Source organism: Mesorhizobium sp. M0910, assembly GCF_040319465.1.
Lineage (GTDB): Bacteria > Pseudomonadota > Alphaproteobacteria > Rhizobiales > Rhizobiaceae > Mesorhizobium.
Genome location: NZ_JAMYNZ010000001.1, coordinates 313,931 through 336,255, shown reverse-complemented (window position 1 = coordinate 336,255; position 22,325 = coordinate 313,931). Strand labels below are relative to the sequence as shown.

Genomic DNA, 22,325 nt, shown 5'->3' with positions numbered 1-22,325 from the left:
TGTTCTACCCCTGTCGCTGCCCCGGCGTCAACTTTCATGCAACTATGTTTCCTGCGAAGAAAATACCTCTGCCGCCGGCCGCTCTGCTACAGGTTCTTTTTTGCGCCGGTTGCAGCGCCGTATAGAAGCCAGAGCAGGGGCGGTTCCACCGTCTCAAAACAGCCGCCTAATACGCGAAAAGCGACAGAAGCAACGGCGCAAATTCACCAGCGCCGGCTGTGCGGAACGATCCGCTACTGCGTCAGCACGTTGCTGATCTCGACCATGTTCGAGCGCACCCTGAGTATGTAAAAGCCCATCGTCGTCAGATGTGTCGGCAACAGCCAGCCGTCCTCGCGGCCATTGGCGATGATGAAGGGCTGGATGCGCAGCGCCGAGACGAATTGCGCGTCCATCGTATCCCACAGGTTCTGCAGGTGCTTTTCCTTGATGACGTCCTCGAAGTCGGCCTGTGCGCCCTTCATCAGCCCGTAATAGGCATAGAGCTGGCCATAGGCGAACCAGAAGCGGTCGTCGGCGCGCGTGTCGAACCAGCCATTATTGTGGTTTTCGGCACGCTCCTTGAGGATCGCCGAGGTCGAACCGATATCGGAAGAGATGCGGTCGATATACTGCTTGAGATTGTCGGCGCGGGCATCGAATGTCGCCTGGCACGCGGCCAGCCGGGCGTTGAAGGAGCGCAGCTTGCGCACCGCGTCGCGATAGTAGCTCGGCGTCGGCGTCTTGGGGCCGAACGGGTTCAAGCCGAAATACCAGGTTTCCTCATCGAACTGCAGATTGCCGCGGGCGTCCTGCAGGTCGGCGTCGATCTGCGAGGTGGTGCGGACGCGGCCGAGATTATCGGCAAGCTCGGTCGCCGTGCGCCGCACCGCCTGGTTGATGCCGCGCTGGAACGAAGCCTTGTTGTCCATGAACGGCGTGTGGTCCCAGTCGATGCCGAACAGGCCGAGCTTGTAGAGGATCATCGACGACACCCAGGCATTCTGGTTGACGTTGAAGTCGGTCAGGTCGGCAGCAACCTGGGCAATGGCTGAATTTCCGCAGGTCTTGGCCGTGTCGGTGCCGGCGCCGGCGGAAACCTGTTCACCGGCGGAGCTGTTGCGTTTTTCGAAAGTGTATTTGTCGACGTAATTCGGGTCGAAATTGTTCCACCACTGGGTGGCGTAGAAGAAATTGACATAGAGGCCGATCAGCACGAGCACAGCCAGTCCGAGCACCGCCTTCAGGATCCAGCCGCGTTGCGTGTACCAGCGCCCCGCCCACAGGAACGGCCACAGGATCGCACCGACGAGCAAGCCGATGCCGCGGCCAATCCACTGGAAAATCCGGGTGAAGAAACTCACGATCGGATCAAGCATGGCGATGTCACCCCCTCAGTCAGTCAAGCCATAGAGGCGTGTGCGAAACGCCACCTTGTCCTTCAAATATGTGGTTTTCAGAACGTCCACAACATGCGATCGCCAGGCGTCGCTGAAGCCGTCATAATCCCTGTAGAAGCCCGGCTTGTTGAAGACGTAACGCGAGACGAAGTCCTGCGGCACGAAGCCCGAGATCAGCTGGTTGGTCAGCCAGGCGTCGGGATGGTCCGGCTTGGCGCGGATGACCAGGAAGCGCTGCTGCGGGAACACATCTTCGATCTTGAGATGGCCGAGCTGGGCGATCTCGCGCTTGGCGGCGTTGAGGAAGGGAAAATTGCCGTCCCTGGTGATCAAATCGGCATGGCCGTGGATCCAGGTCTGCAGCCAGACCTTGTCGACATCGGTCAGATTGCGGTCGGGCTCGGCGTCGCGGATCAGCGCGCGCACCACCATTTCGGCGCGATGCTCGAGATAGCCGGAGGTTTCGATCCATGAGGCGCGCGGCAGCTCGATGCGGCCGGTCGAGGCGAGGAACTTGAACACCTTGTCGGCATCGTGGATCGAAAGGTAACTCACCTGCCACGGCCGCGAGCGGCGGAAACCGGGCGCTGTCGGGTCGCTGATCACCGTCGTCACGTCGGGATCGACGAACACATAGAGCCCGCCGAAATGGCTGGTCCAATAGGCATTGTGACGGAAGATCACCTGGTCCGGCACCAGCGCATTCTCGCGGATGTCGCCGCAGATCTTCGCCAGCTCGACCATGTGGGCCAGCATGGCGTTGTCGCGCCAGGCATCCGGCTCCTGCTTCAGCCGGTCGACCAGCTTGCCGAGTTCGGCGGCCTTACCGAGCACATCCTCGGCCGAGAGCACCTTGAATTCCACCTGGTTGATAGACAGCAGGTCCTCGATGTCGTCGACCTTGGGGACCGAGTCCTCGATCTCGCCGTAGATGACGTCCTTGATCGTCAGCGCATCGATGGCGCGCTGGTTCTTCGACATGAATTCGTACATCAGCAGCGAGGTGTTGGAGAATGCCGTGTGCACCACCGGCAGGTCGATCTGCGACGGCGTCAGGATGATGAAGCGGCGGTTGACCTCGTTCGGATCGAGGTAGCTGTAGTCGCCGCATTCCTCGGCGACCTGCGGCGAGAAGCCGGTGCGATCGATCTCGAAGCTTTTCAGCTTGGTCGGCTTCAGCCCGAAGGCGACCATCGCCTTGTTGTAGCGCTGGATCAGGTGCGGCTCGTCGACCGTCAGCAGCCGACCATAGATCAGCTCGTTGTCGCGCAACAGATCGGGCTTCTTGGCGGGGCTCATGCTTTCTTCTTCCCGTTCACGGGGAGAAGGTGTCCGAACGGCGGATGAGGGGCGCGAACGCCCCTTCTTCCCTTGTGGGAGAAGGTGGCCGAGCGAAGCTCGGTCGGATGAGGGGTGTTCCAGCTTGACGAATACCCCTCATCCGTCGCCTTCGGCGACACCTTCTCCCACAAGGGGAGAAGGGGGCGTCGGCGCATCTCACGCATTCCACAGCCCCTTCTTCTTCATCTCCTCGATCTCGCGGACGGCACGCTCCCGCAGCCGAGTATCGCGGATCATCTTGCTCACCGCGGCATCGTCGGACTTGTCGGAATAACGGAATTCGGAATCCGCATAGCGATTGATCTCCTGCATGACCATGTCCATCGAGAATGGCCCGCGCAGTTCCTCGATCATGGCTTTCTTGTCGTCGTAACCCTTGTGCATGAAGGCTTCCGGCTTTTCGAACCACTCGTCGGGCAATTCGATGTCCATGGCACGCATCTTGATCGCGTCGGTGACGTTCTTGATGGCGCGGCCGGTAAAGCGCGGCTCGGCATCCTTGATCATGTGCAGATAAGTGCCGATGTCGGCCATCGTCTTCGGTGCGCCGTTCTCCTTCATATAGCGCTCGTAGACCTTCATCAGCCCGTCTTCCTGCGGCTTTTCATGTTCCTCATAGGCCTCCATCACCGCGCGCTGGATTTCCTGGGCAGCGTAGAGCTTGTGCTCGCCGAGCGGGATCTTGTGGTTCTTGCCGGCGAGCAGAACGAAGATGTCGATGTAGTCGTCGCGGCTCTGCGGGCCATCGACCAGCCAGCGCGCGCCGGCGCGCTGGCGCAATGCGTCGTCGACGTTCTCGGGATAGTTGGAAAACATGCCGAACGAGCAATTGCCGCGCACCACGGTGCCGGCACCCCCGAACGCGTCCATCAGGACGCCGGTGATTTCCTGCTGGCCGGCCGAGGCGCGATCGTCGGAGCGGCGTGCGGCGACCTGGTCGATATCGTCGATAGTGCCGAAGCCGATGACGCGCGGGTTCAGCACATTGTTGATGAACTGACGGCAGTTCTGGCCGGACTTGCCCTGGTAGGAGGAGATCTGGTCGACGCCGAAATTCTCGTAGGCGAAGGGATAGCCGGCGACCTGGCAGTAGCCGTTGAGAAGGCCGGCGATCATCTGGATCAGCGTCGTCTTGCCGGTGCCGGGCGAGCCGTCACCGATGAAGGTGAACAGGAAGCCGCCGAGTTCGACGAATGGGTTCAGCTCGCGCTCGAAGTCGTAGGCCATCAGCATCTTGGCGAGCTTGACCGACTGGTATTTGGCGATGTGGTTGCCGACGACCTCTTCCGGCTTCTTGAAGGTCATGACCAACGGTTTTGCCCGCTTGCCCGGCGCGACGTCGAAACCATCGAGCGTGAAATCGTCGACGTCGATGCGGATATGCGCGTTCTCGAACGGGCCGATGCCGTCGAAGCGGCCTTTTCGCGCCAAAAGCCCATCGATGGCAATACGGGCAAAGGCGCGCGCCCGGGTCATCAGGTCGGCGTCGTCCTTCGCGCCTGATATCGCCCTGTCGAGGCCGGCCACGATCGATTTCACCGCATCCTGGGGCGTGTCGAACAGAAAGTCCGGCTCGGGCGTGTCGTTCGGCGCCTCGCCGTCGCTATCGATCAGCTGGAACAGATAGGAGGCGAAGCTGAAGGCGGAAATATAGGCCGAAGCCGACAGCAGCTTTTTGAATGTGGCGGCCTCGTCGCCTTCGAGCGGCGCGCGGGCGTTTTTCGCCTGCAGGCTTTCGAGGTCAGAGCCTTCGGCGAAGACATCGGATATTGCCAACGCAATGGCCAGCCCACGCCGGGCGCGAAACAGCAGCGTGTGCTGCGGGATGGTCAGCAGCTGGTCGTCGGGATGGACGGCAGCGACGGTTTTGGCGAACTCGACCTCGCGCGTGCGGCGAACCGAGCCCACCGAAACGGTCGAGACGAAGCGGCGGTTGGTGCCGGCAAGCGCGGTACCGGATTCGCGCGATGGGTCCTCCAGCACGACGATGCGGGTGATGAAACTTTGCGCAGTGGCGCGGTGCTTTTCGATTGCTGCTTCCGGGATGGTGGTCAGACCGGTGTCCATGGAGGATACTCCGCGATTTGATGGTCAGACGTCGCTGATGACCTGCCCTTTGGACAGGATATGGACCTTGTAGCCCGAAAAGATCTTCTGCGCCTCGCCGGCGGCGTAAAGCGACTGATAGGCCTCATGCGGAATCAGCGCGTGGTTCTCGTAGCTCGACACGCCCTGGCGTGCGGCCTCGAGATCGTCGGTGTTGATGAAGAATTCCTGCGTCGTCTTCTCGCTCGAAAACAGCCCCTTGCGGCCGGGCTTCTCGGCCTTGGAAAAGACCTCCTGGATAGTCCAGGTCAGCAGCCAGGCGTTTTCCGGCTTGCGCACTTTGGCCAGCACTTCGTTCACCGTCGAATTGTTGTCGGTAATGCCGGCAGAATAGAACGGGCCGAGCACGACGCGGCGCAGCTGCTTGGGATGCAGCGTCTCGAAATCCTTGTCGAGGTTGACCGCGATCGTCGCCGGCGACAGCGTGTAGGCGGAATTCTTCTCGGTGAAATCGTCGAAACGGTGGGCGAGTTCGGGATTGAGCAAGCCGTCGACCGGCAGCGGAATGTCGACCCTCTCATTAAGCTTGCCGCTGCTATCGACCAGCTGCCGGATCATGTCGTCGGAGGAATCCTCGACCGTCGCCATGTAGACCAGCGGCAGGTTGGCGCTGCCGTCGAAGCAGGCCCAGTGGACCAGATAATAGGGCCGCAGCGTCTTCGGGTTGACCGAAACCTTGGCCGTCTGGGCGAGCGTGAACGGGCCGAAGGTGGTCCCGCTCTTGACGTCTTCGAGGTAAAGCCGCTCGGCCATCGACTTCTGCAACGCTTCGGGAAATTCCTTGTGGCGCAGAATGAAGTCGGCCATTTCCTCGCGCAGCTCGCTGGCCGAAGGGATGACGGCGAGACGGCTGTCGGCCTGGAGGCGGTCGTTTTCCAGTTCGAGCAGGTTCTGGAAAACCGGAAAACCGCTTTCGGCGCGCGAGATGCGGAACGTCTCGGTGAAACCCAGCCGGTTGCGCCAGCACGAGAACGACTTTTCGAGCCGCGCAATATATTCGGCGACGACCTTGGCGACGATGCCGTGCCGATAGAGCGGCGAGCGATCGTCGCGCATGAACACTTCGAGGCCGCCAAGTGCAGCCGCGATCGCCGAGAAATAGCGCGCCGCGGCTTCGTTTTCGGGGGTCATGCTGCCAGCCCTTGGGAGCAGTGCACGTGCAGCAATTACGACTGCACGTAATTTGCCGAATTGTGCTTCTTCATCACATCGTCGAAGCGGCGGGCGAAGGCGTCGTCGGCGAGCTTCTTGCGGCGCTGGATGTCGGCGGTGGCGACCATGTTCTTCTCGTGCATTTCAAGCAGATCGCCGATGTGCTTTTGCGAGGCGGCACCAATGCCGGCCATGGTCTCCTCGGCGGTGTTGTCGACCTGGCTGCCCAGCGTGTTGATCTTATGGGCGACATCCTGCTGGGCGGCGGTCTTCAGCGAATCTTCCAGGGCCTTGTACAGCACGATGCGCTGCTCGGTATCGATGGTCAGCTTGTTGATCAGCGTCGATTGCGCCGCGATCTGATTGTTGAGCGAATCGACGAAGGTCTGGAACATCGAGGTGTAGCGCTCCAGCGTCTGGCTCTCGGCCAGCAATTCCTGCTCCTTGGCCTGCTTTTCGTTGTATTCCGTGGCCAGTTTCGAGCGTTCGCCTTCAAGCTGCGTGCGCTCCTTCTGGCTGGTCGAGGCGGCGATCTTGTTCTCGATGTCGAGCAGCATCGGGTTGAGTTCCTCGATGCGCTTCTGCACGGTCTCGAGATTGGACATGGTTGTCTTGCGGCGCTCGATCACCTGCGACAGGCTGGCCTCGGAGGTCTTGTAGCGCGTGTCGAGAACCTGCTTCTGCGCCTTGAGGATGCCGACGATGGTGTCGGATTTCGCCAACAGCTCCTGCAAATTGCCGGCCAGCGACATGTTGCGGACGCGGTCGGTGCGCATGCGCTGTTTGCGCTGGCTGGAGAAGACGCCGACGAAATTCTCCCAGCCGGTGTAGTTCTTCATGCTCTCGAATTCGGCGCCGAAGACGTTGGTGGCGTCCTCCAGGCCGATGATCAGGTCGGCGATATTGCCTTCCATCACCTTCTGCTGCTTCAGCACGTCCTCGATGCGGGCATTCTCGATGTCGAAATTGGCGTCGCCGATCTTCTTGTCGGCGGTGGCGAGCGTGTCGAGCACGCTACCGGACTGCTCGATCTTGGTGCGCATGTCCTCTACGACCTGCTTGGTCTTGGCAATCTCGGCATCGAAATTCTGCAATGTCGCCATTGGGGCCTCCCGCTTCGGCATCGGTTTTCGTGTCGCGAACCGCCGTGACTATATGTGCCGGGTTTGGCGAATGAAAGACGGAAGACGGGCGACACCAGGAAACGAGGCAACTGGGGTCACGCTCAGGGCTTGGGATCAGCCTTGAGGTAGGCGATGACATTGGCGATGTCCTCGTCGCTGGTCAGGCCGGAGAAGGCCATTTTATTGCCGGGGACCTTCTGCCGCGGCGCGCGCAGGTATTCGGCAAGGCTTATTTCGTCCCAGACCAGGCCGGCGGCGCCGGCGTCCTTCATCCCCTGCGAGTAGCGGCTGAGATAACTGTCCGCGGTGCCGGCGGTGCGTCCGACGACACCCAGCAGATGCGGGCCGACCTTGTCGCGTTCGCTCGTTGCCTCGTGACAGGCCATGCATCTGTTGAAGACCTTCTTGCCGAGAGCGGCATCGCCGTCGGCATGCGCGGCAAGAGCTCCGACGATGAGGAAAGCAGTTGCAGACGAAATGGCTCGAAGCATGGGAACCCCCCGACGGCTCTGGCTGAGAGGTTTTGAAAATAGGAAGCAAGCCTTAACAAGCGCCGCACGATGACGCGATCGCGGAACGAATGTCGGCTGGGCGGACGGATGGACGCAACGCGCTGGTCAGGTTTTGATGAAGCCGATGAAATCGTCGGGCATGGCGCGGCCCATTTCCTCTTCCCAATGGCGGCGGCAGAGTGAGACATAGACGTCCTTGCCGATCGCCACCTGTTCACCCTGTTTCGCCACCTTGCCGTCGGCCCCTAGGCGTACCACCATCGTCGCCTTGCGGCCGCAACGGCAGATGGTGCGCACCTCGCGCAGCTCGTCTGATATCGCCAGCAGGGCGCGCGAGCCGGAAAACAGCTTGCCCTGGAAATCGGTGCGCAGGCCATAGCACATGACCGGAATGTTCAGCCGGTCGGCGATGCGGGCGAGTTGCCAGACCTGATCCTCTTCGAGGAACTGCGCCTCGTCGACAAAGACGCAATGCACCGTGGCGTGGTCATGATGCTCGGCGACCCGGGCAAACAGATCGTCGCCGTCGCGGAACAACTCGGCCTCCGTCTCCAAGCCGATACGCGACGAGATCAGCCCGGTATCGCCCTTGCGGTAGTGGCCGGCGATGAACAGCATCGTCGTCATGCCACGCTCGCGGTAATTGTACGAGGCCTGCAACAGCATCGTCGTCTTGCCGGCATTCATCGTCGCATAATGGAAGTACAGCTTGGCCATGCCGTCCTTTTAAGCCGAGTTGCAACAAAGCGGGGAGGGGGAGCGCCTACATTCCACCGGGAAAAGACGACTTCCATCCGTAAAGCGGCGGGCGTGTCGCCGATCGGCCAGCCTGCGCCGTTGTTCGTGATTGCCTTAGTGCTTGAAACCGCAGCAGAATGGTGTTTGGCTGACGGAACAAAGGTGGAAATAAAACCGCCACTTCGCTTCACCGAGAACTGAAATGGGAGAATTTCTATGTCGCGCATGAGTTCATTCGTCGCCGGTCTCGGCCTGGCGGCTTTTCTATCCACGACTGGGGCCTTCGCCGGTGATGCGGAAAGCTGCAAGACGGTGCGGCTGTCCGATGTCGGCTGGACCGACATCCAGGCGACTACCGGCGTCGCCTCGGTGCTGCTCACGGCGCTCGGTTACGAGCCGCAGGTGATCCAGCTTTCGGTGCCGGTGACCTATGCGTCGCTGAAGAACAAAGACCTCGACGTGTTCCTCGGAAACTGGATGCCGTCGATGACCAACGACATCAAGGACTATACCGCCGAAGGCTCGGTCGAGACCGTCAGCGAAAATCTCAGCGGTGCCGGCTATGGCATCGTCGTTCCGACCTATGTCGCCGATGCCGGTGTCAAGACGCTAACCGATCTCGGCAAGTTCAAGGACAAGTTCGACGGCAAGATCTATGGTATTGAGGCCGGCAATGACGGCAACCGCATTATCCTCGATATGATCAAGGATCCGAAGACCAATCTCGAAGGCTTCGAACTGGTCGAGTCTTCCGAGGCCGGCATGCTCACCCAGGCCGAGCAGTCGATGAAGAACAATGAATGGATCGCCTTCCTCGGCTGGACGCCGCATCCGGTGATGGGCGCCATGAAGATCACCTATCTCGAGGGGATGGGCGACAGCGGCTTCGGCGCCGCCACCGTGCATACCAATGTGCGCAAGGGCTACATGAGCGAATGCCCGAACGCCGGCAAGTTCATCGCCAATCTGAAGTTCAACCTGGACATGGAAGGCGAGATGATGGACGCGATCCTGAAGGGCGCCGACGCCAATACCGCCGCGACCGACTGGCTGAAGAAACACCCTGACGCGATCACCCCCTGGATCGCCGGCGTCACCACCTTCGACGGCGGCGATGCGGCGGCTGGGGTGAAAACGGCGCTCGGAAGCTGACCCGACCATCTGGCATGACGAGACAAGGGGCAGCCACGGTAGAAATGGCTGCCCTTTTTCATATCCTGTGACAAGATGACCGTGCGGCGAAGGACGGCGCCGGCAGAAGAGGGGCTAGATGGATCCGATCTCCAAATTCCTGGTCAGTTACAAGATTCCCATCGGGGCATGGGGGAAGGCGTTTTTCGGCTTTCTCACCGACAATTTCGACACCATCTTCAGGGCTTTTTCCAACACCCTCAACTTCCTGCTCGACGGCATCGTCGACGGGCTGCTGTTGCTGCCGCCGGTTCTGCTGATCGCGCTGATCGCTCTGCTCGCCTATTTCCTGCAGCGCTCGAAAGGCCTGGCTTTGGCGGTATTCATTGGATTGCTGTTCATCCTCAACCAGAACCTGTGGAAGCAGACGGTCGAGACGCTGGTGCTGGTGGTCGCCGCCGCCGCCGTGTCGATGGCCATCGGCGTGCCGCTCGGCATCTGGGCCGCGCACAAGCCGAAGGTGTATCGCGTCATGCTGCCGGTGCTCGACCTGATGCAGACGCTACCGACCTTCGTCTACCTGATCCCGGTGCTGACCCTGTTCGGCCTCGGCAATGCGCCCGGCCTCATCGTCACCATCATCTTCGTCATTCCGACCTCGGTTCGGCTCACCCATCTCGGCGTCACCTCGGTGCCGAAATCGATCGTCGAGGCGGGCGAGGCGTTCGGCGCCACCAAACGCCAGCTGCTGTGGAAGGTCGAGCTGCCTTCGGCGCTGCCGACCATCATGGCCGGCTTGACCCAGTCGATTATGCTGTCGCTGTCGATGGTGGTGTTCGCCGCCCTTATCGGCGCCGGCGGCCTCGGCACCGAGATCAACCGCGCGCTCGGTTCGCGCCGGATCGACCTAGGGCTTGAGGCAGGGCTGGCCATCGTCGTGCTTGCCATCGTGCTCGACCGAATGACGCGCATCGGCGTGGGAGGCAAGAAATGACCGTCGCCGTCGATTTCAGAAATGTCGACATCGTCTTCGGCGCCGACCAGGCAGGCTCGCTGGCGCTGATCGACAGCGGCGCCACCCGCGCCGAGATCCTCGAACAGACCGGCAACGTACTGGGCTGCGCCGGCGCCAGCCTCACCGTGAACGAGGGCGAGATCTCGGTGCTGATGGGGCTTTCCGGCTCCGGCAAATCGACGCTGCTCAGGGCCGTCAACCGGCTGAACGTGGTCTCGCGCGGCCAGGTGCTGGTCAAGGACGGCGACGGCACGGTCGACGTCGTGACCTGCGACGAGGCGACGCTTCGGCGGTTGCGGCAGAAACAGGTGGCAATGGTGTTTCAGCAGTTCGGCCTGCTGCCGTGGCGCACAGTGGAGGAAAATGTCGGCCTCGGCCTCGAGCTCGCCGGCGTGCCTGAAGCCGAGCGCAAGGAGCGGGTGACCAAACAGCTGAAGCTGGTTCATCTCGACCAGTGGTCGAAGAAATACGCGCATGAGCTTTCCGGCGGCATGCAGCAGCGCGTCGGCCTGGCGCGCGCCTTCGCCACCGAGGCGCCGATCCTGCTGATGGACGAGCCGTTCTCGGCACTCGACCCGCTGATCCGGACCAAGCTGCAGGACGAGCTGCTGCAGCTTCAGGCCGAGCTGAAGAAGACCATCATCTTCGTCAGCCACGACCTCGAGGAGGCGCTGAAGATCGGCACCCACATCACTATCATGGAGGGCGGGCGCATCGTGCAGACCGGTGCGCCGGAAGACATCGTGTTGCGGCCCGCCAACGACTATGTCCGCGACTTCATCGCCAATGTGAACCCGCTCTCGGTGTTGACCGCGTGGAACGTCATGCGCGACCGCCGCGACCTCGAACATGGCGAGAACGGCTGGGTGTGGCTCGACCGGCGCAAGACGACGCGCTTCAAGATCGACGAGCATGGGCTGGTGGCGGCGGCCGAGCGCGACGGCAAGCCGGCGGTATGGGTGTCCTGCGCCGATGTCGAGGCACAGCCGGAGGAGACGGCGCAGGTGTTCTGGGCCAATCCCGGCACCTCGCTGAAGACCGTGATGCTGGCCATGCATCGCTCGCAGACCGCACCGGTGGCGCTGTTCGACGACCAGTCGCGCTTCGTCGGCGCCATCGGCGTCAGGGATGTGCTGAGCGCGGTGCTGCGAAGATAATTTTTCTCCTTGGCGAGAACCGAGACCAAACGCCGGCGCGAAGGAACGCCGGCTTAGCCCGATACCGCAAGCTAAACCGCCAGCGGCAATCTCAGTTCCGTCAACAGGCCGCCATCGGGGTGATTGGACAGGATGACCTCGCCGCCGGCGCCGCGGGCGATGTTGCGGGCGATGGTCAGGCCGAGGCCGAGGCCGCCGGTCTGACGGTTGCGCGACTGTTCCAGGCGCACGAACGAGCCGAACACGGCGTCGAGCTCGGCTTGCGGTATGCCCGGCCCTTCGTCATGGATCGCCAGCGTGATTGTCTTGCCTGATTGACGCAGGCTGAGATGCGCCCTCTTGCCATAGGTCACCGCGTTCTGGACGAGGTTGGTGACGCAGCGCCGCAGCGCGACCGGCCGCGCCATGCAGATCAAGCCGCGCGAGCGCCCGTCTTCATTCTCGAAGGAGACCTCGTCGAAGCCGTCGGCGATCGATTCTACCAGCGACCAGAAATCGATCCTCTCGCTCTTCTCCTCGGTCACCTCGAAAGTGGCGAAGTCGATGACCGAGCTGGCAATGCCTTCGATGTCGGCGAGGTCGTGCGCCAGTGCGGCGCGCACGGACGAATTCCTCAGCAGTTCGAGGCGCAGCCGCATCCTGGTCAGCGGCGTGCGCAGGTCGTGCGCCAGTGCGGCCGCAAGATGCTCGCGGTCCTCGACGTAGGCGCGCAGTCTCGCCTGCATGGCATTGACCGCCTTTGCCGCGGTACGCACCTCGCGGCTGCCGCTCTCGGCGATCGGCGGGCTCTTCAGGTCCTCGCCGATCCGCTTCACCGCGGTCTCCATCATCCTGTAGGGCGCCGTCAGCCGGCGCAGCGACCAGATCGAGGAAGCCACCACCAGCCCGGCGATTAAGGCATAGAGCGGCAGGCTATCGAAGCTCAGTATCGGCCCGGCCGGCGTGTTCGGTTCGGTGAAGTTCAGCCACTGGCCGTCGGCAAAGCGAAGCGAAGCCGTCAGCTTGTCGCTCTGGGCGAAATCGGCCGCCAGCACCAGCAGGTCGCGCTCGACCTGGCCGATATCGGGACCGGCGACCGTCCCACCGGGAGCGTCCGCTTCGTGCGTTGCCGGGTCGCGGCGGACCCGTGCATCGGTGATCCCGAACTTCGACAGCCGGCCGACCAATATGTCTTCCAGTTCGGCCAGCTCGTCGTCGCCCGCTATCGACGAGGTGACGGCGGGCGTGTCGGAGACGGTGAGCGCATAGGTGGCATTGAACAGCCCGGAGGCCGTCGCCTTGCGCTGTTCTGGGGTGGCATCATGCATCAGCTGCACCAGCGAGAAGGCGCGGTCGTTCAGCCGATAGAGATCGACGACGTCATTGGCGGCCGCACGGTCGCGCGAAACGATGTAAAGGGTCGCGATCTGGCTGATCAGCAGGCCGGCGATGACGATGAGCAGCACCCAGACCGGCAGCGTTTGCGGCAGGATGCGTCTCATTCGGAGGTCGTCTCAGGCAGGAACTGGTAGCCGCCGCTGCGCACGGTCAGGATCAGCTTCGGCGTTTTCGGGTCGTCCTCCATCTTGCGCCGCAGCCGGCTGACCAGAATGTCGACGCTGCGGTCGAAGCTGTAGCCGCTGTCGCCGCCGGACAGCTCGATCAGCTGCTCGCGGCTCAGTACGCGCTGCGCGCTCTTGACGAAGGTCTGCAGGAGATTGAATTCGGCCATCGTCAGCTCGATCCTGACGTCGCCGGGCGCCATTAGCCGGCGGCGCGAACAGTCCATCGTCCAACCGGCGAAATGGTAGATCTGCCGCGAGGCGGCGCGTCGCGGCTCGGCGGCGCCATTGCGTCTCAAGACGGCACGAATGCGTGCGAGCAGCTCGCGCGGATCGAAGGGTTTCGGCACGTAGTCGTCCGCGCCCATCTCCAGCCCAACCACGCGGTCGGTTGTCTCGGTAACCGCGGTCAGCATGATGATCGGCGTCGAATAATTGGCGCGCAACTCGCGGCAGAGCTCCAGCCCGCTCTTGCCGGGCAGCATGACGTCCAGGACGATCAGGTCGACCTGGGCGCGGCGCAGGACGGTCTCCATCTCGGTGCCGTCGGCGGCGACAGATGTATGCAGCCCTCGCCTCTGGAAGAATTCCTGAAGCAGGTCGCGAATGCCCTTGTCGTCGTCGACGATCAGTATGTGGGGGTCGGATTTCACAGGAAACCTGTCATTTGTGGATCGCCCAAGCGGTGCTTCGGCCGTCAGCCAGACGATAGAATTCAGGCCATAAGTTGGCCAGTGAAGATCGGCGGCCCGATCCGGGCTGCCCAGAAACAATCCAGAAACAAAATTCTACAATCCGGAAAAACTGCCGAAAAAAATCAAGGTCATAAGTGGTGCCGTGGCGGTCAGGTCATCGGCTGCGACACGCGTTACGGGATACGGATAGACCAATGCAAAGGTTCTCGATCAGTCTGATGGGTGCGTTGCTTTCCATTTCGCTCGTCACGGCCGCGGTTGAACAAGCCGATGCAAAACTGGCCGATGCAAAGGTGGCCAATGCAAAGGCGGCCGATGCAAAGGTGGCGACCACCCGCAGCGAGCGTTGCATCGATCTGAACCGCCAGTTTGACGAAGCCCTCGAAACCCATGCCGCGGCAACGCAGGTCACCGCGGCGAAAGCACTTCAAAGAAAGGGAAACCGGTTCTGCGCCAACAAGAAACAGGCACAGGGAATCCGGATGCTCGCGAACGCCTTGAAGCTGCTTGGAGTGACACCGATCGATCCCGTTCAGTGACACTCAATCCGATCTGCACAAAAAGGAAGTGAAGCCATGAAAAAGTCTCTCCTCTCCGCCCTCGGTCTCGCCATCGCGCTGGCCGTCTCGATGCCGGTTCTCGGCGCCAGCAGCGCCAATGCCGCGACCACCACCCCGGCTGCGACGACAACGACGACCGCTGCGCCGGCCAAGGCCGTGAAGAAGGTCGCTGCCAAGAAGACCGTCAAGAAGCACAAGAAGCACGCGGTCAAGGCAGCTCCGAAGGCCTGATCAAGCGACATCTTTCTACCCTATGAGAAGACCGCTCCAGTTGCGATTTGCCTGGAGCGGTCGTCTTTTTTGTTGCGTGCAGACAATGGGGGCAGTCCCGGCCCACACCCCCGTTGAACGCCAGACGGCAGTTCCCACATAGGCACGGACTTTTGAACTGCGCCCGCCGGGAAGCCGCTCGCGCGCGGTTGAATGGACGACCGCTTTTGCCCATGTCAAAATGACCGCAAAGCCGTCGTACTCAATTGCCGGTCCAATGCCTGAAATCACGACAAAACCCCGTACCAGCACGAAGCCGAAAGTCGAACGGCCGAAGCTCTACAAGGTTATCCTGGTCAATGACGATTTCACGCCGCGCGAGTTCGTCGTGACTGTGCTGAAGGCCGAGTTCAAGCTCAGCGAAGACCAGGCGCATAGGATAATGATTACTGCGCACCGGCGCGGCGTCTGCGTCGTCGCCGTCTTCACCAGGGATGTCGCCGAGACCAAGGCGGCGCGGGCAACCGATGCCGGCAAGGCCAAGGGTTATCCGCTGATGTTCACGACGGAGCCGGAGGAGTAGGGCTCCTTTTCCCTTCTCCCCTTGCGGGAGAAGGTGGCCGAGCGAAGCTCGGTCGGATGAGGGGTGTTCCAGGGAACGCCGACGCCTCATTTCTTCCGGCACCCCTCATCCGTCTTGGCGCCTCGCGCCAATCCACCTTCTCCCACAAGGGGAGAAGGAAGGACGGTGCCGCTACCGCCCTTCGCGGTACCACATAGAGCCCATCGCCAAAAGCAGCAGGCCGAGTCCGAGGAAGCCACCGAACAGCGGCACGCGCGAGACGGCCTTGAGCACGCTGTCGTCGGTGGTGCGCAGGCCGATCCAGTCATTGCCGGAAGCCGCTCCCGAGGAGCGGACCGGGACGATTGATGGCAGCATGACCGTGCTGGTGAGATTGCCAAGTGGCGAGGCCGGCGCCAGCCGGCGAACGCTGCCGCCGGTTGCCTCAGCCGGTGGTTTCAGCCGGTTCTCGGTGGAGACCACATCGGTGAATTCCGGGGCGTTGACCGGCCCGACATGGGCCAATGCCGTCAGGTCGCCATTGCCGACCTGGTAGAGACCGATTTCGCTGGTCTCGACGCTGCCGAGGAAGACACCTGGTTCGGATTTCTCGAGCCTGACGATCAGTGCCTTGCCGGATGGCGTGATGACTTGCGCCGGGCCGGGGTCGTCGCTCATCGTCTGGCGGCGGATTTCCAGCACCATGCCGCGGCCGTCGGCGGTCAGCCGCTCTTCCTCGAGTTCGGGCTCCTTCATCAGCCAGTGGGCGATGCGCCGGTAGAGTTGGACGTGGGGCCCACCGCCCTCGAAGCCGCGCGCCCACAGCCAGCCCTGGTCGGACAGAAGCATGCCGACGCGGCCTTCGCCCTTGCGGTCGAGCAGCAGCAGCGGCCGGTTGTCGGCGCCCTTCATCACCACCTCGCCCTCGGGGTTCTCGACCCCGATGGTACGGAACCAGCGGCTCCAGTGCGGCGGCTCGGTCGCGGAGCCGTCGAGCCCACGCGTTACCGGATGACGCTGGCCGGTATCGGTGAGGCGCGGATAGAAGGCCTTGTCGATGACCTCGCCGGTCGGCATTGCCGGCAGCGCCGACATCAGCGGCGTGCGGGCGATCGAGCTTTCGCCGGCATATTCGGGGCCTGCCGCGATCAGCAGCGCGCCGCCCTTTTTGACATATTCGGAGATATAGTCGTAATAGAGGATCGGCAGTACGTCGCGGTGCTGATAGCGGTCGAAGATGATCAGGTCGAAATCCTTGATCTTCTCGACGAACAGCTCGCGCGTCGGGAAGGCGATCAGCGACAATTCGTTGATCGGCGTGCCGTCCTGCTTTTCCGGCGGGCGCAGGATGGTGAAGTGCACGAGGTCCACCGAAGCGTCGGATTTCAGCAAATTGCGCCAGGTGCGCTCGCCCGCATGCGGTTCACCGGAAACGAGCAGTACCCGCAGATTTTCGCGAATACCGTCGATCAGCGCGATGGCGCGGTTGTTGGTGTCGGTGAGTTCGCCCGGCTCGTGGTTGATGGCGAGTTCGACAATGTTGCGCCCGGCACTGGGAATGGTCACCTGCAGCGGCATCGCCTGGCCGATGTTGGCGTGCTCGACCGATACCTGCTCGCCATTGACCGATACGCGGACATCGACCGGGCCGGTGTCGTTGTTGGTGGCGATGACGCGATAGGTCATGTCGAGCGGCTTGCCGACGAGGCCGAAGCGCGGCGCATTCTCGAAGCGAATGCGACGGTCCCTTTCATGCTCGTTGCCGGTAATCAGCGCATGCAGCGGGGCATTGAAGTCGGGTGTGCCGGACGGCGCGTCATGCACCTCGCCATCGGTGATCATGATGGCGCCGCCGATGCGCGATGGCGGCACGTCGCGGAAAGCATTTTCGAGCGAGGAAAACAACCGCGTCTCGGTGCGCTCGTCGGCGGCTTCGGCCTTGCCGGCTTCGACGACACGAACGTCGAACTGCTTGAAGCGGCCGAGACGCTGCTGAAGCCCGGCTAACGCCGCGTCGGTCTGCTTGGTGCGGTCGCCGATATCCTGGCTCTGGCTGCGGTCGACGACGACGGCGACGATGCTTTTCAGCGGCTCGCGCTCTTCGTCGAGGAACACCGGATTGAGCAGCGCCGCAGCCAGGGCAATCAGGGCTGCCAGGCGGAAAATCGCACCGCGCTGGCGAAACCAAAGGCCGGCCAGCGCCAGCAGCAGCGGCACCAGGACCACTGCGAGCAGCGGCCAGGTGATGAGCGGTTCGAAGGAGAGCGACCAGTTCATGGTCTACTGCCCCAGCCGTTCGAGCAGCACCGGGACGTGCACCTGATCGGATTTGTAGTTGCCGGTCAGCATGTACATCATGATGTTGACGCCGGCGCGCAGCGCATAGATGCGCTGCATCGGATCCGAAGGCACCGTCGGCAATAGCGGGTCGCCATTCTCGTCGACCGCCCAGGCGCCGGCGAAATCATTGGCGGTGATCATGATTGGCGAAACGCCGTCGCCGGTGCGCACCGGGCGGTTCTCGGTGTTGCTGGCTTCGAGCGATGCCTCGACCCAAAGCGGGCTGCCGGCAAAACGGCCAGGAAACTCCGGAAGAATGTAGAAGGATTTGGTCAGCACGTGGTCCGACGGCACCGGTTCCAGCGGTGGCACGTTGAGGTTGCCGAGGATGTCGCGCAGCCGCTCCGTAGCCGGGCTGGTCGAATCCGCACCAATGCCGTTGGCGAACTGGTCACGGGTGTCGAACAAGACCGTTCCGCCCTGCTGCATATAGGCGTCGATGCGGGCGATGGCGGCCTCGCTCGGCATCGGGGCCGAGGGATCGATCGGCCAGTAGATCAGCGGGTAGAAGGACAGTTCGTCCTTCGAGATGTCGACGCCGGCGGGTGCTCCGGGTTCGAGCGCGGTTTTTTCGATAAGAAAGCGGGTCAGCCCTTCGAGCCCGGCGCGGCTGATCGAATCGACACCCGGCTCGCCGGTCAGCACGTAGGCGATCCGGGTCTTTGAAATGTCCCCGATCGCCTCCGTATCTCCCGGTTTGGCGTCGTCGGCACGCGCGACGTCCGCGTGGCCAATCAAGGCGCAGAGCGCAATCAGCAGGACGGCTGCCGTCGCCGCAGCGCCGGCACGGCGCGGCCGGCGCGACAACAGGCCGCCCATCCAGAATACGGCAAGCGTGTCGAGCACCATCAGCACCAGGGCGGCCGTGACAAGCGGACCTTTGAGGTTGCGCTGCTCGTCGAAGGCATACTGGATGGTGGTGACCGGCACCGTGATTTCAGGCCGGGCCAGCGGCGTGAATGCGCTGTCGCCACCGAGCAGATTGTGAGCGAACACTCCTGTCTCGGAGCCGTAGAGGCCGGGCGGGTTTTCCAGCGTCACCGGCAGCGGGCCGGCGCCGGGCACCAGAGGCCTGGCATCCGGCGTCGGCGGCACCAGCGTGCCGTCGGCGGCGATCATGCGATAGGGTGCCAGCGACGTGGCGGCTGCCTCGGCATTGGCGACCGCCGAGCCCTGGTTGCGCGACAATTGCACGATGCGCCGCAGCATCTCGACGAAGCTGCCGGAGATCGGCAGATTGGACCACGTCGCCTCGGGGGTGACGTGGAACAGTACGAGGGTGCCCTTGTCCTTCTTCATCCCGGTCACCAGCGGCGTGCCGTCGGCAAGCGTGGCCCAGGTGCGCTCGACAATGTCGGGCGTCGGCTCGGCCAGCACCTGCCTAGTAACGGTGACCTCGGTGGGCGGCGCGAGGTCGGCGAAGGGACCGGTTTTCGGGAATTCGGTGACCGGCTGCGGCGCCGTCCATGACAGCGCGCCGCCAAGCGATCGCTCGCCGGTGCGCAGCCGGACCGGCAGCAGATCGTCGTCATTGCCGGCAGCGGCCAGCCGCGAACCGGCAAAACGCACCAGTGTGCCGCCCTTGTCGACCCAGTCGACCAGCCTCTGCCGCGCCTGTTCCGGAATGGTGCCGACATCCGCCATGACGATCATCGCCGGTTTCTGGTCGAGCAGTTGCGGAATGGCGTCGGCGAGATCGACGCTCGACGGCTCGACGAGATCGGCGAAGGGCTGCAGGGCGCGGCGGATGTAGTAGAGCGGCGACAGCAGCGGTTGCGCCTGATCGGCCTCGGACTGCGACAGCAGCCCGACGCGGCGGCGCTTTGAGCTCTCATCGAGCACGCGGACGGCACCGGCCTGGCGCTCGCCATCGAGCGCGATGTAGGCGAAGTCGTTGCGCAGTTCGAACGGCACCGCCATCGTGCCGGTCGCGGTGGTTCCGCCCGGGGCAAAGGTAAGCGTCGCGTCGGCAATGCGGCGGCCCTTGTCGTCGAACGCGCCGGCCGTCACCTGTGCAGGTGCCGGGTCGCCCGGTGCGCGGATGGCGGTCAGGGCGAAGCCGTCGACCTGGTTGTCGGCGCCGGTCAGGCCGGTCAGCGACAGCCGGTCGGAGACGGCCCAGACAATACGTGCCGCGTTCTTTGACAACAACGTGTTGAAGGCGGTTTCGTCGCCTTGCGCCGCCAAGCCATCGGCGAGCACTGCGACGCTGGCGCCCGGCAGCGACTCCAGGGCTGACGCGACGCGGGCGTAGACGGCGGGGCGGTCGGTCGGGATCGGCCGCGGCTTTGCCGCGCGCAGCCGGTCGAGCGCGGCAGCGGCATCGAAGGGACCGATCTCGGCATTCGGCTTCTCGGCGGTGAAAGCGATGAGCACCGGCACGCCATTCGAATTGGCATCGGCGATCAGCCGCTCGGCGGTGGCGACCCGCTTGCCCCAGTCGGCGGCACTTGCCCAGTCATTGTCGATCACCAGCGCCAGGGCGGCGCCCTCGGCGGGCAGCTTTTCGCGCGGGTTGAAGACGGGTTCGGCAAGTGCCGCCACGACAAGCGCGGCCATCAGCAGCCTGAGCAGCGTCAGCCACCAAGGGCTCTGCCGCGGCGTTTCTTCGCGCCTCAACACGCGGGCGAGAATCCTGAGCGGCGGAAACACCTCGGTTTGCGGCCTGGGCGGGGTGAGCCGCAGAAGCCACCAGATCACCGGCAGCGCCAGCAGGCCCCACAGCACCATCGGCGCCCCAAAGGAGAGCGGCAGCCAACTCATGCGCGGGCCCTCCCGGCAAAGCTGCCCTCGGCGGTCATCGCCATATGGATGCGCACCAGCGCCTCGGAGGCAAGGCGATCGGTATGATTCACGGTAAAGCTCCAGCCAAGCCGTTTGCACCAGGCGGCCAGTTCCTGGCGGCGGGCGGCATAAAGCAGGCGATAGTCCTCGCCCAGCATTTCGGCACGGCCGGCGGTCAGCTTGTCGCCGGTCTCAGGATCGGTGAATTCGGTGCGCCCGGCATAGGGGAAGCTTTCCTCGGCCGGATCGGCGACCTCGATCAGGTGTGCGCGTACGCCGTGGCGGGCGAGCACGTCCAGCCAGGCCATGGTGTCCTCGACCGGGTCGAGGAAATCGCTGACGAGGACGATGTCGCAGAAGCGGCGAATGCCGGACAGGTCGGGCTTTGCCGGCAGGTCGCCGGCGTGCATCAGTTGCGCCGCGATGCGCTCGGCGCCATTGCGGGCGGTGAACGGGTCGGTCAGGCCGGGCCAGGCAATGCGCTCGCCGCTGCGCGACAAAAGCTCGGCCATGGCCAGCGCCAGCACAAGGGCGCGCGATTCCTTGGAAACGCCGGCTCCGGTCGATTTGTAGAGCATGGAAGGCGAGGGGTCGGCCCACAGCCACACCGTGTGGGCGGCCTCCCATTCACGGTCGCGGACATAGGTGTGGTCGTCGCGGGCGGAACGGCGCCAGTCAATGCGCGAGGAATCGCCTTCGACATAGGGCCGGAACTGCCAGAAATTCTCGCCGATGCCACGCTTGCGGCGGCCGTGCCAGCCGGCAATTACCGTGTTGACGATGCGGCGCGCCTCGACCAGCAGGTCCGGCACCAACGAAGCCCGCAACCGGCCTCTGGCGAGCGCATCGCGCGTCGCTGCCGGTGCCTGCGCTTCACCGATGCGCGCCATCAAATCCCTTTCGCGAGCTTCGCCACGACGTCGCGAACCGTGGTGCCCTCGGCGCGGGCGGCGAAGGTCAGCGCCATGCGGTGCTGCAGCACCGGCTCGGCCAGTGCGCGGACGTCGTCGACCGACGGCGCCAGCCGGCCGTCATAGAGGGCGCGGGCGCGGGTGCACAGCGTCAGCGCCTGACTGGCGCGCGGGCCTGGGCCCCAGGCGACGTGCTTGTCGGTATCGGCGTTGCCCTGGCCGGGACGCGCAGAGCGCACCAGCTTGAGGATCGCCTCGACGACGCTTTCCGGCACCGGCATGCGGCGGATGAGCGTCTGGATGTCCTTCAGCCGCGCCGGCTGCAGCACGTTTTCAGCCTTGGCATCCTCGATACCGGTGGTTTCCAGCAGGATGCGGCGCTCCGCCTCGATCTCGGGGTAGAGGATGTCGACCTGCATCAGGAAGCGGTCGAGCTGTGCCTCGGGCAGCGGATAGGTGCCTTCCTGCTCCAGCGGGTTCTGTGTCGCCAGAACATGGAACGGTGACGGCAAGTCGTGGCGCACGCCGGCAATGGTGACGTGGTATTCCTGCATCGACTGCAGCAGCGCCGACTGGGTACGCGGTGAGGCGCGGTTGATCTCGTCGGCCATCAGCAGTTGCGCGAAGATCGGCCCGGAAATGAAGCGGAACGAACGCTTGCCGAATTCATCCTGCTCCATCACCTCTGAGCCGAGAATGTCGGACGGCATCAGGTCGGGCGTGAACTGGATACGGCGTGAATCGAGGCCGAGCACGATGCCCAGCGTTTCGACCAGCTTGGTCTTGGCTAGGCCGGGCACGCCGACCAGCAGTGCATGGCCGCCGGCCAGCAATGCGACGAGCGTGCGCTCGACGACGCTTTCCTGGCCGAAGATGACCCGGCCGACGCCGTTGCGAACCCTCGAAATGTCGGCCAGCGCTTTCTCGGCCTGCGCCACCATGTCCTTTTCGCTGATCGGGCTTTCCTTGATCATCACGCTCATGCAGCATCGATCCTTCTGGTTGGAAATACCGCTTGGCACAGTGGGTGCCGCAGAATGCCGCGATTCGGCCTCGCAGGGCGCCTG

General features: G+C 63.3%; 19 protein-coding genes. 6 read left to right on the top strand and 13 right to left on the bottom strand.

The window, feature by feature from the left end; translation table 11 throughout:
• Nucleotides 1–233 precede the first annotated feature (233 nt).
• From NKH78_RS01730 to NKH78_RS01700, 7 genes are all read right to left on the bottom strand, one after another.
• Nucleotides 234–1,358, bottom strand: a complete 1,125-nt coding sequence (locus NKH78_RS01730) for a DUF2333 family protein (protein WP_352737716.1) — start codon at nt 1,356–1,358, stop codon at nt 234–236.
• 15 nt (nt 1,359–1,373) lie between these two features.
• Nucleotides 1,374–2,678: a DUF6638 family protein gene (locus tag NKH78_RS01725; protein WP_352737717.1), complete on the bottom strand. Its 1,305-nt coding sequence runs from the start codon at nt 2,676–2,678 to the stop codon at nt 1,374–1,376.
• Between the two features lie 198 nt (nt 2,679–2,876).
• Entirely contained in the window at nt 2,877–4,787 is a 1,911-nt protein-coding gene (locus NKH78_RS01720) for an AAA family ATPase (RefSeq protein WP_352737718.1), read from the bottom strand.
• A 24-nt stretch (nt 4,788–4,811) separates the two neighbouring features.
• Nucleotides 4,812–5,957 (bottom strand): hypothetical protein, encoded by a 1,146-nt coding sequence (locus NKH78_RS01715; RefSeq protein ID WP_352509802.1) that lies wholly within the window; start codon nt 5,955–5,957, stop codon nt 4,812–4,814.
• A gap of 35 nt (nt 5,958–5,992) precedes the next feature.
• Entirely contained in the window at nt 5,993–7,081 is a 1,089-nt protein-coding gene (locus tag NKH78_RS01710) for a hypothetical protein (protein ID WP_352478015.1), read from the bottom strand.
• A gap of 122 nt (nt 7,082–7,203) precedes the next feature.
• Nucleotides 7,204–7,593 (bottom strand): c-type cytochrome, encoded by a 390-nt coding sequence (locus NKH78_RS01705; protein ID WP_352702956.1) that lies wholly within the window; start codon nt 7,591–7,593, stop codon nt 7,204–7,206.
• Nucleotides 7,594–7,719: 126 nt separating this feature from the next.
• Complete coding sequence (locus NKH78_RS01700) at nt 7,720–8,331, bottom strand: thymidine kinase (protein WP_352646628.1); 612 nt, start codon at nt 8,329–8,331, stop codon at nt 7,720–7,722.
• 237 nt (nt 8,332–8,568) lie between these two features.
• Here NKH78_RS01700 and NKH78_RS01695 point away from each other — a divergent pair, with 237 nt between their 5' ends.
• The 3 genes from NKH78_RS01695 (at nt 8,569) to choV (ending at nt 11,655) form a co-directional block, all read left to right on the top strand.
• Entirely contained in the window at nt 8,569–9,504 is a 936-nt protein-coding gene (locus NKH78_RS01695; protein ID WP_352646626.1) for a choline ABC transporter substrate-binding protein, read from the top strand.
• 118 nt (nt 9,505–9,622) lie between these two features.
• Nucleotides 9,623–10,477, top strand: coding sequence for a choline ABC transporter permease subunit (choW, locus tag NKH78_RS01690; RefSeq protein WP_352646625.1), 855 nt, complete (start codon nt 9,623–9,625; stop codon nt 10,475–10,477).
• Nucleotides 10,474–11,655, top strand: coding sequence for a choline ABC transporter ATP-binding protein (gene choV, locus NKH78_RS01685; protein ID WP_352646623.1), 1,182 nt, complete (start codon nt 10,474–10,476; stop codon nt 11,653–11,655). Before choW ends, choV begins: the two co-directional genes overlap by 4 nt.
• A gap of 71 nt (nt 11,656–11,726) precedes the next feature.
• On the opposite strand, the gene NKH78_RS01680 is transcribed toward choV, so the two are convergent.
• Both NKH78_RS01680 and NKH78_RS01675 read right to left on the bottom strand, forming a co-directional pair.
• A complete protein-coding gene (locus NKH78_RS01680; protein WP_352509806.1) occupies nt 11,727–13,136 on the bottom strand; it encodes an ATP-binding protein in 1,410 nt (469 codons plus the stop codon).
• A complete protein-coding gene (locus NKH78_RS01675) occupies nt 13,133–13,849 on the bottom strand; it encodes a response regulator (protein WP_352509808.1) in 717 nt (238 codons plus the stop codon). Before NKH78_RS01675 ends, NKH78_RS01680 begins: the two co-directional genes overlap by 4 nt.
• 236 nt (nt 13,850–14,085) lie before the next feature.
• Between NKH78_RS01675 and NKH78_RS01670 the strand changes: the two genes are divergently transcribed.
• From NKH78_RS01670 to clpS, 3 genes are all read left to right on the top strand, one after another.
• On the top strand, nt 14,086–14,430 hold the full coding sequence (locus NKH78_RS01670) for a hypothetical protein (RefSeq protein WP_292665026.1): 345 nt from the start codon (nt 14,086–14,088) through the stop codon (nt 14,428–14,430).
• 36 nt (nt 14,431–14,466) lie between these two features.
• The gene (locus NKH78_RS01665) at nt 14,467–14,682 is read left to right on the top strand and encodes a hypothetical protein (RefSeq protein ID WP_352450529.1); all 216 of its coding nucleotides are present in this window, start codon (nt 14,467–14,469) and stop codon (nt 14,680–14,682) included.
• Nucleotides 14,683–14,938: 256 nt separating this feature from the next.
• The gene (gene clpS / locus NKH78_RS01660) at nt 14,939–15,244 is read left to right on the top strand and encodes an ATP-dependent Clp protease adapter ClpS (RefSeq protein WP_023679498.1); all 306 of its coding nucleotides are present in this window, start codon (nt 14,939–14,941) and stop codon (nt 15,242–15,244) included.
• Nucleotides 15,245–15,415: 171 nt separating this feature from the next.
• On the opposite strand, the gene NKH78_RS01655 is transcribed toward clpS, so the two are convergent.
• From NKH78_RS01655 to NKH78_RS01640, 4 genes are read right to left on the bottom strand one after another with little or no spacing between them, the layout of a single operon-like run.
• Nucleotides 15,416–17,500 (bottom strand): hypothetical protein, encoded by a 2,085-nt coding sequence (locus tag NKH78_RS01655; protein ID WP_352881693.1) that lies wholly within the window; start codon nt 17,498–17,500, stop codon nt 15,416–15,418.
• A 3-nt stretch (nt 17,501–17,503) separates the two neighbouring features.
• Nucleotides 17,504–20,326 (bottom strand): DUF4159 domain-containing protein, encoded by a 2,823-nt coding sequence (locus NKH78_RS01650; RefSeq protein WP_352737721.1) that lies wholly within the window; start codon nt 20,324–20,326, stop codon nt 17,504–17,506.
• Entirely contained in the window at nt 20,323–21,237 is a 915-nt protein-coding gene (locus tag NKH78_RS01645) for a DUF58 domain-containing protein (RefSeq protein ID WP_352737722.1), read from the bottom strand. Before NKH78_RS01645 ends, NKH78_RS01650 begins: the two co-directional genes overlap by 4 nt.
• Nucleotides 21,237–22,241, bottom strand: coding sequence for an AAA family ATPase (locus NKH78_RS01640; protein ID WP_254819166.1), 1,005 nt, complete (start codon nt 22,239–22,241; stop codon nt 21,237–21,239). Before NKH78_RS01640 ends, NKH78_RS01645 begins: the two co-directional genes overlap by 1 nt.
• Nucleotides 22,242–22,325 lie beyond the last annotated feature (84 nt).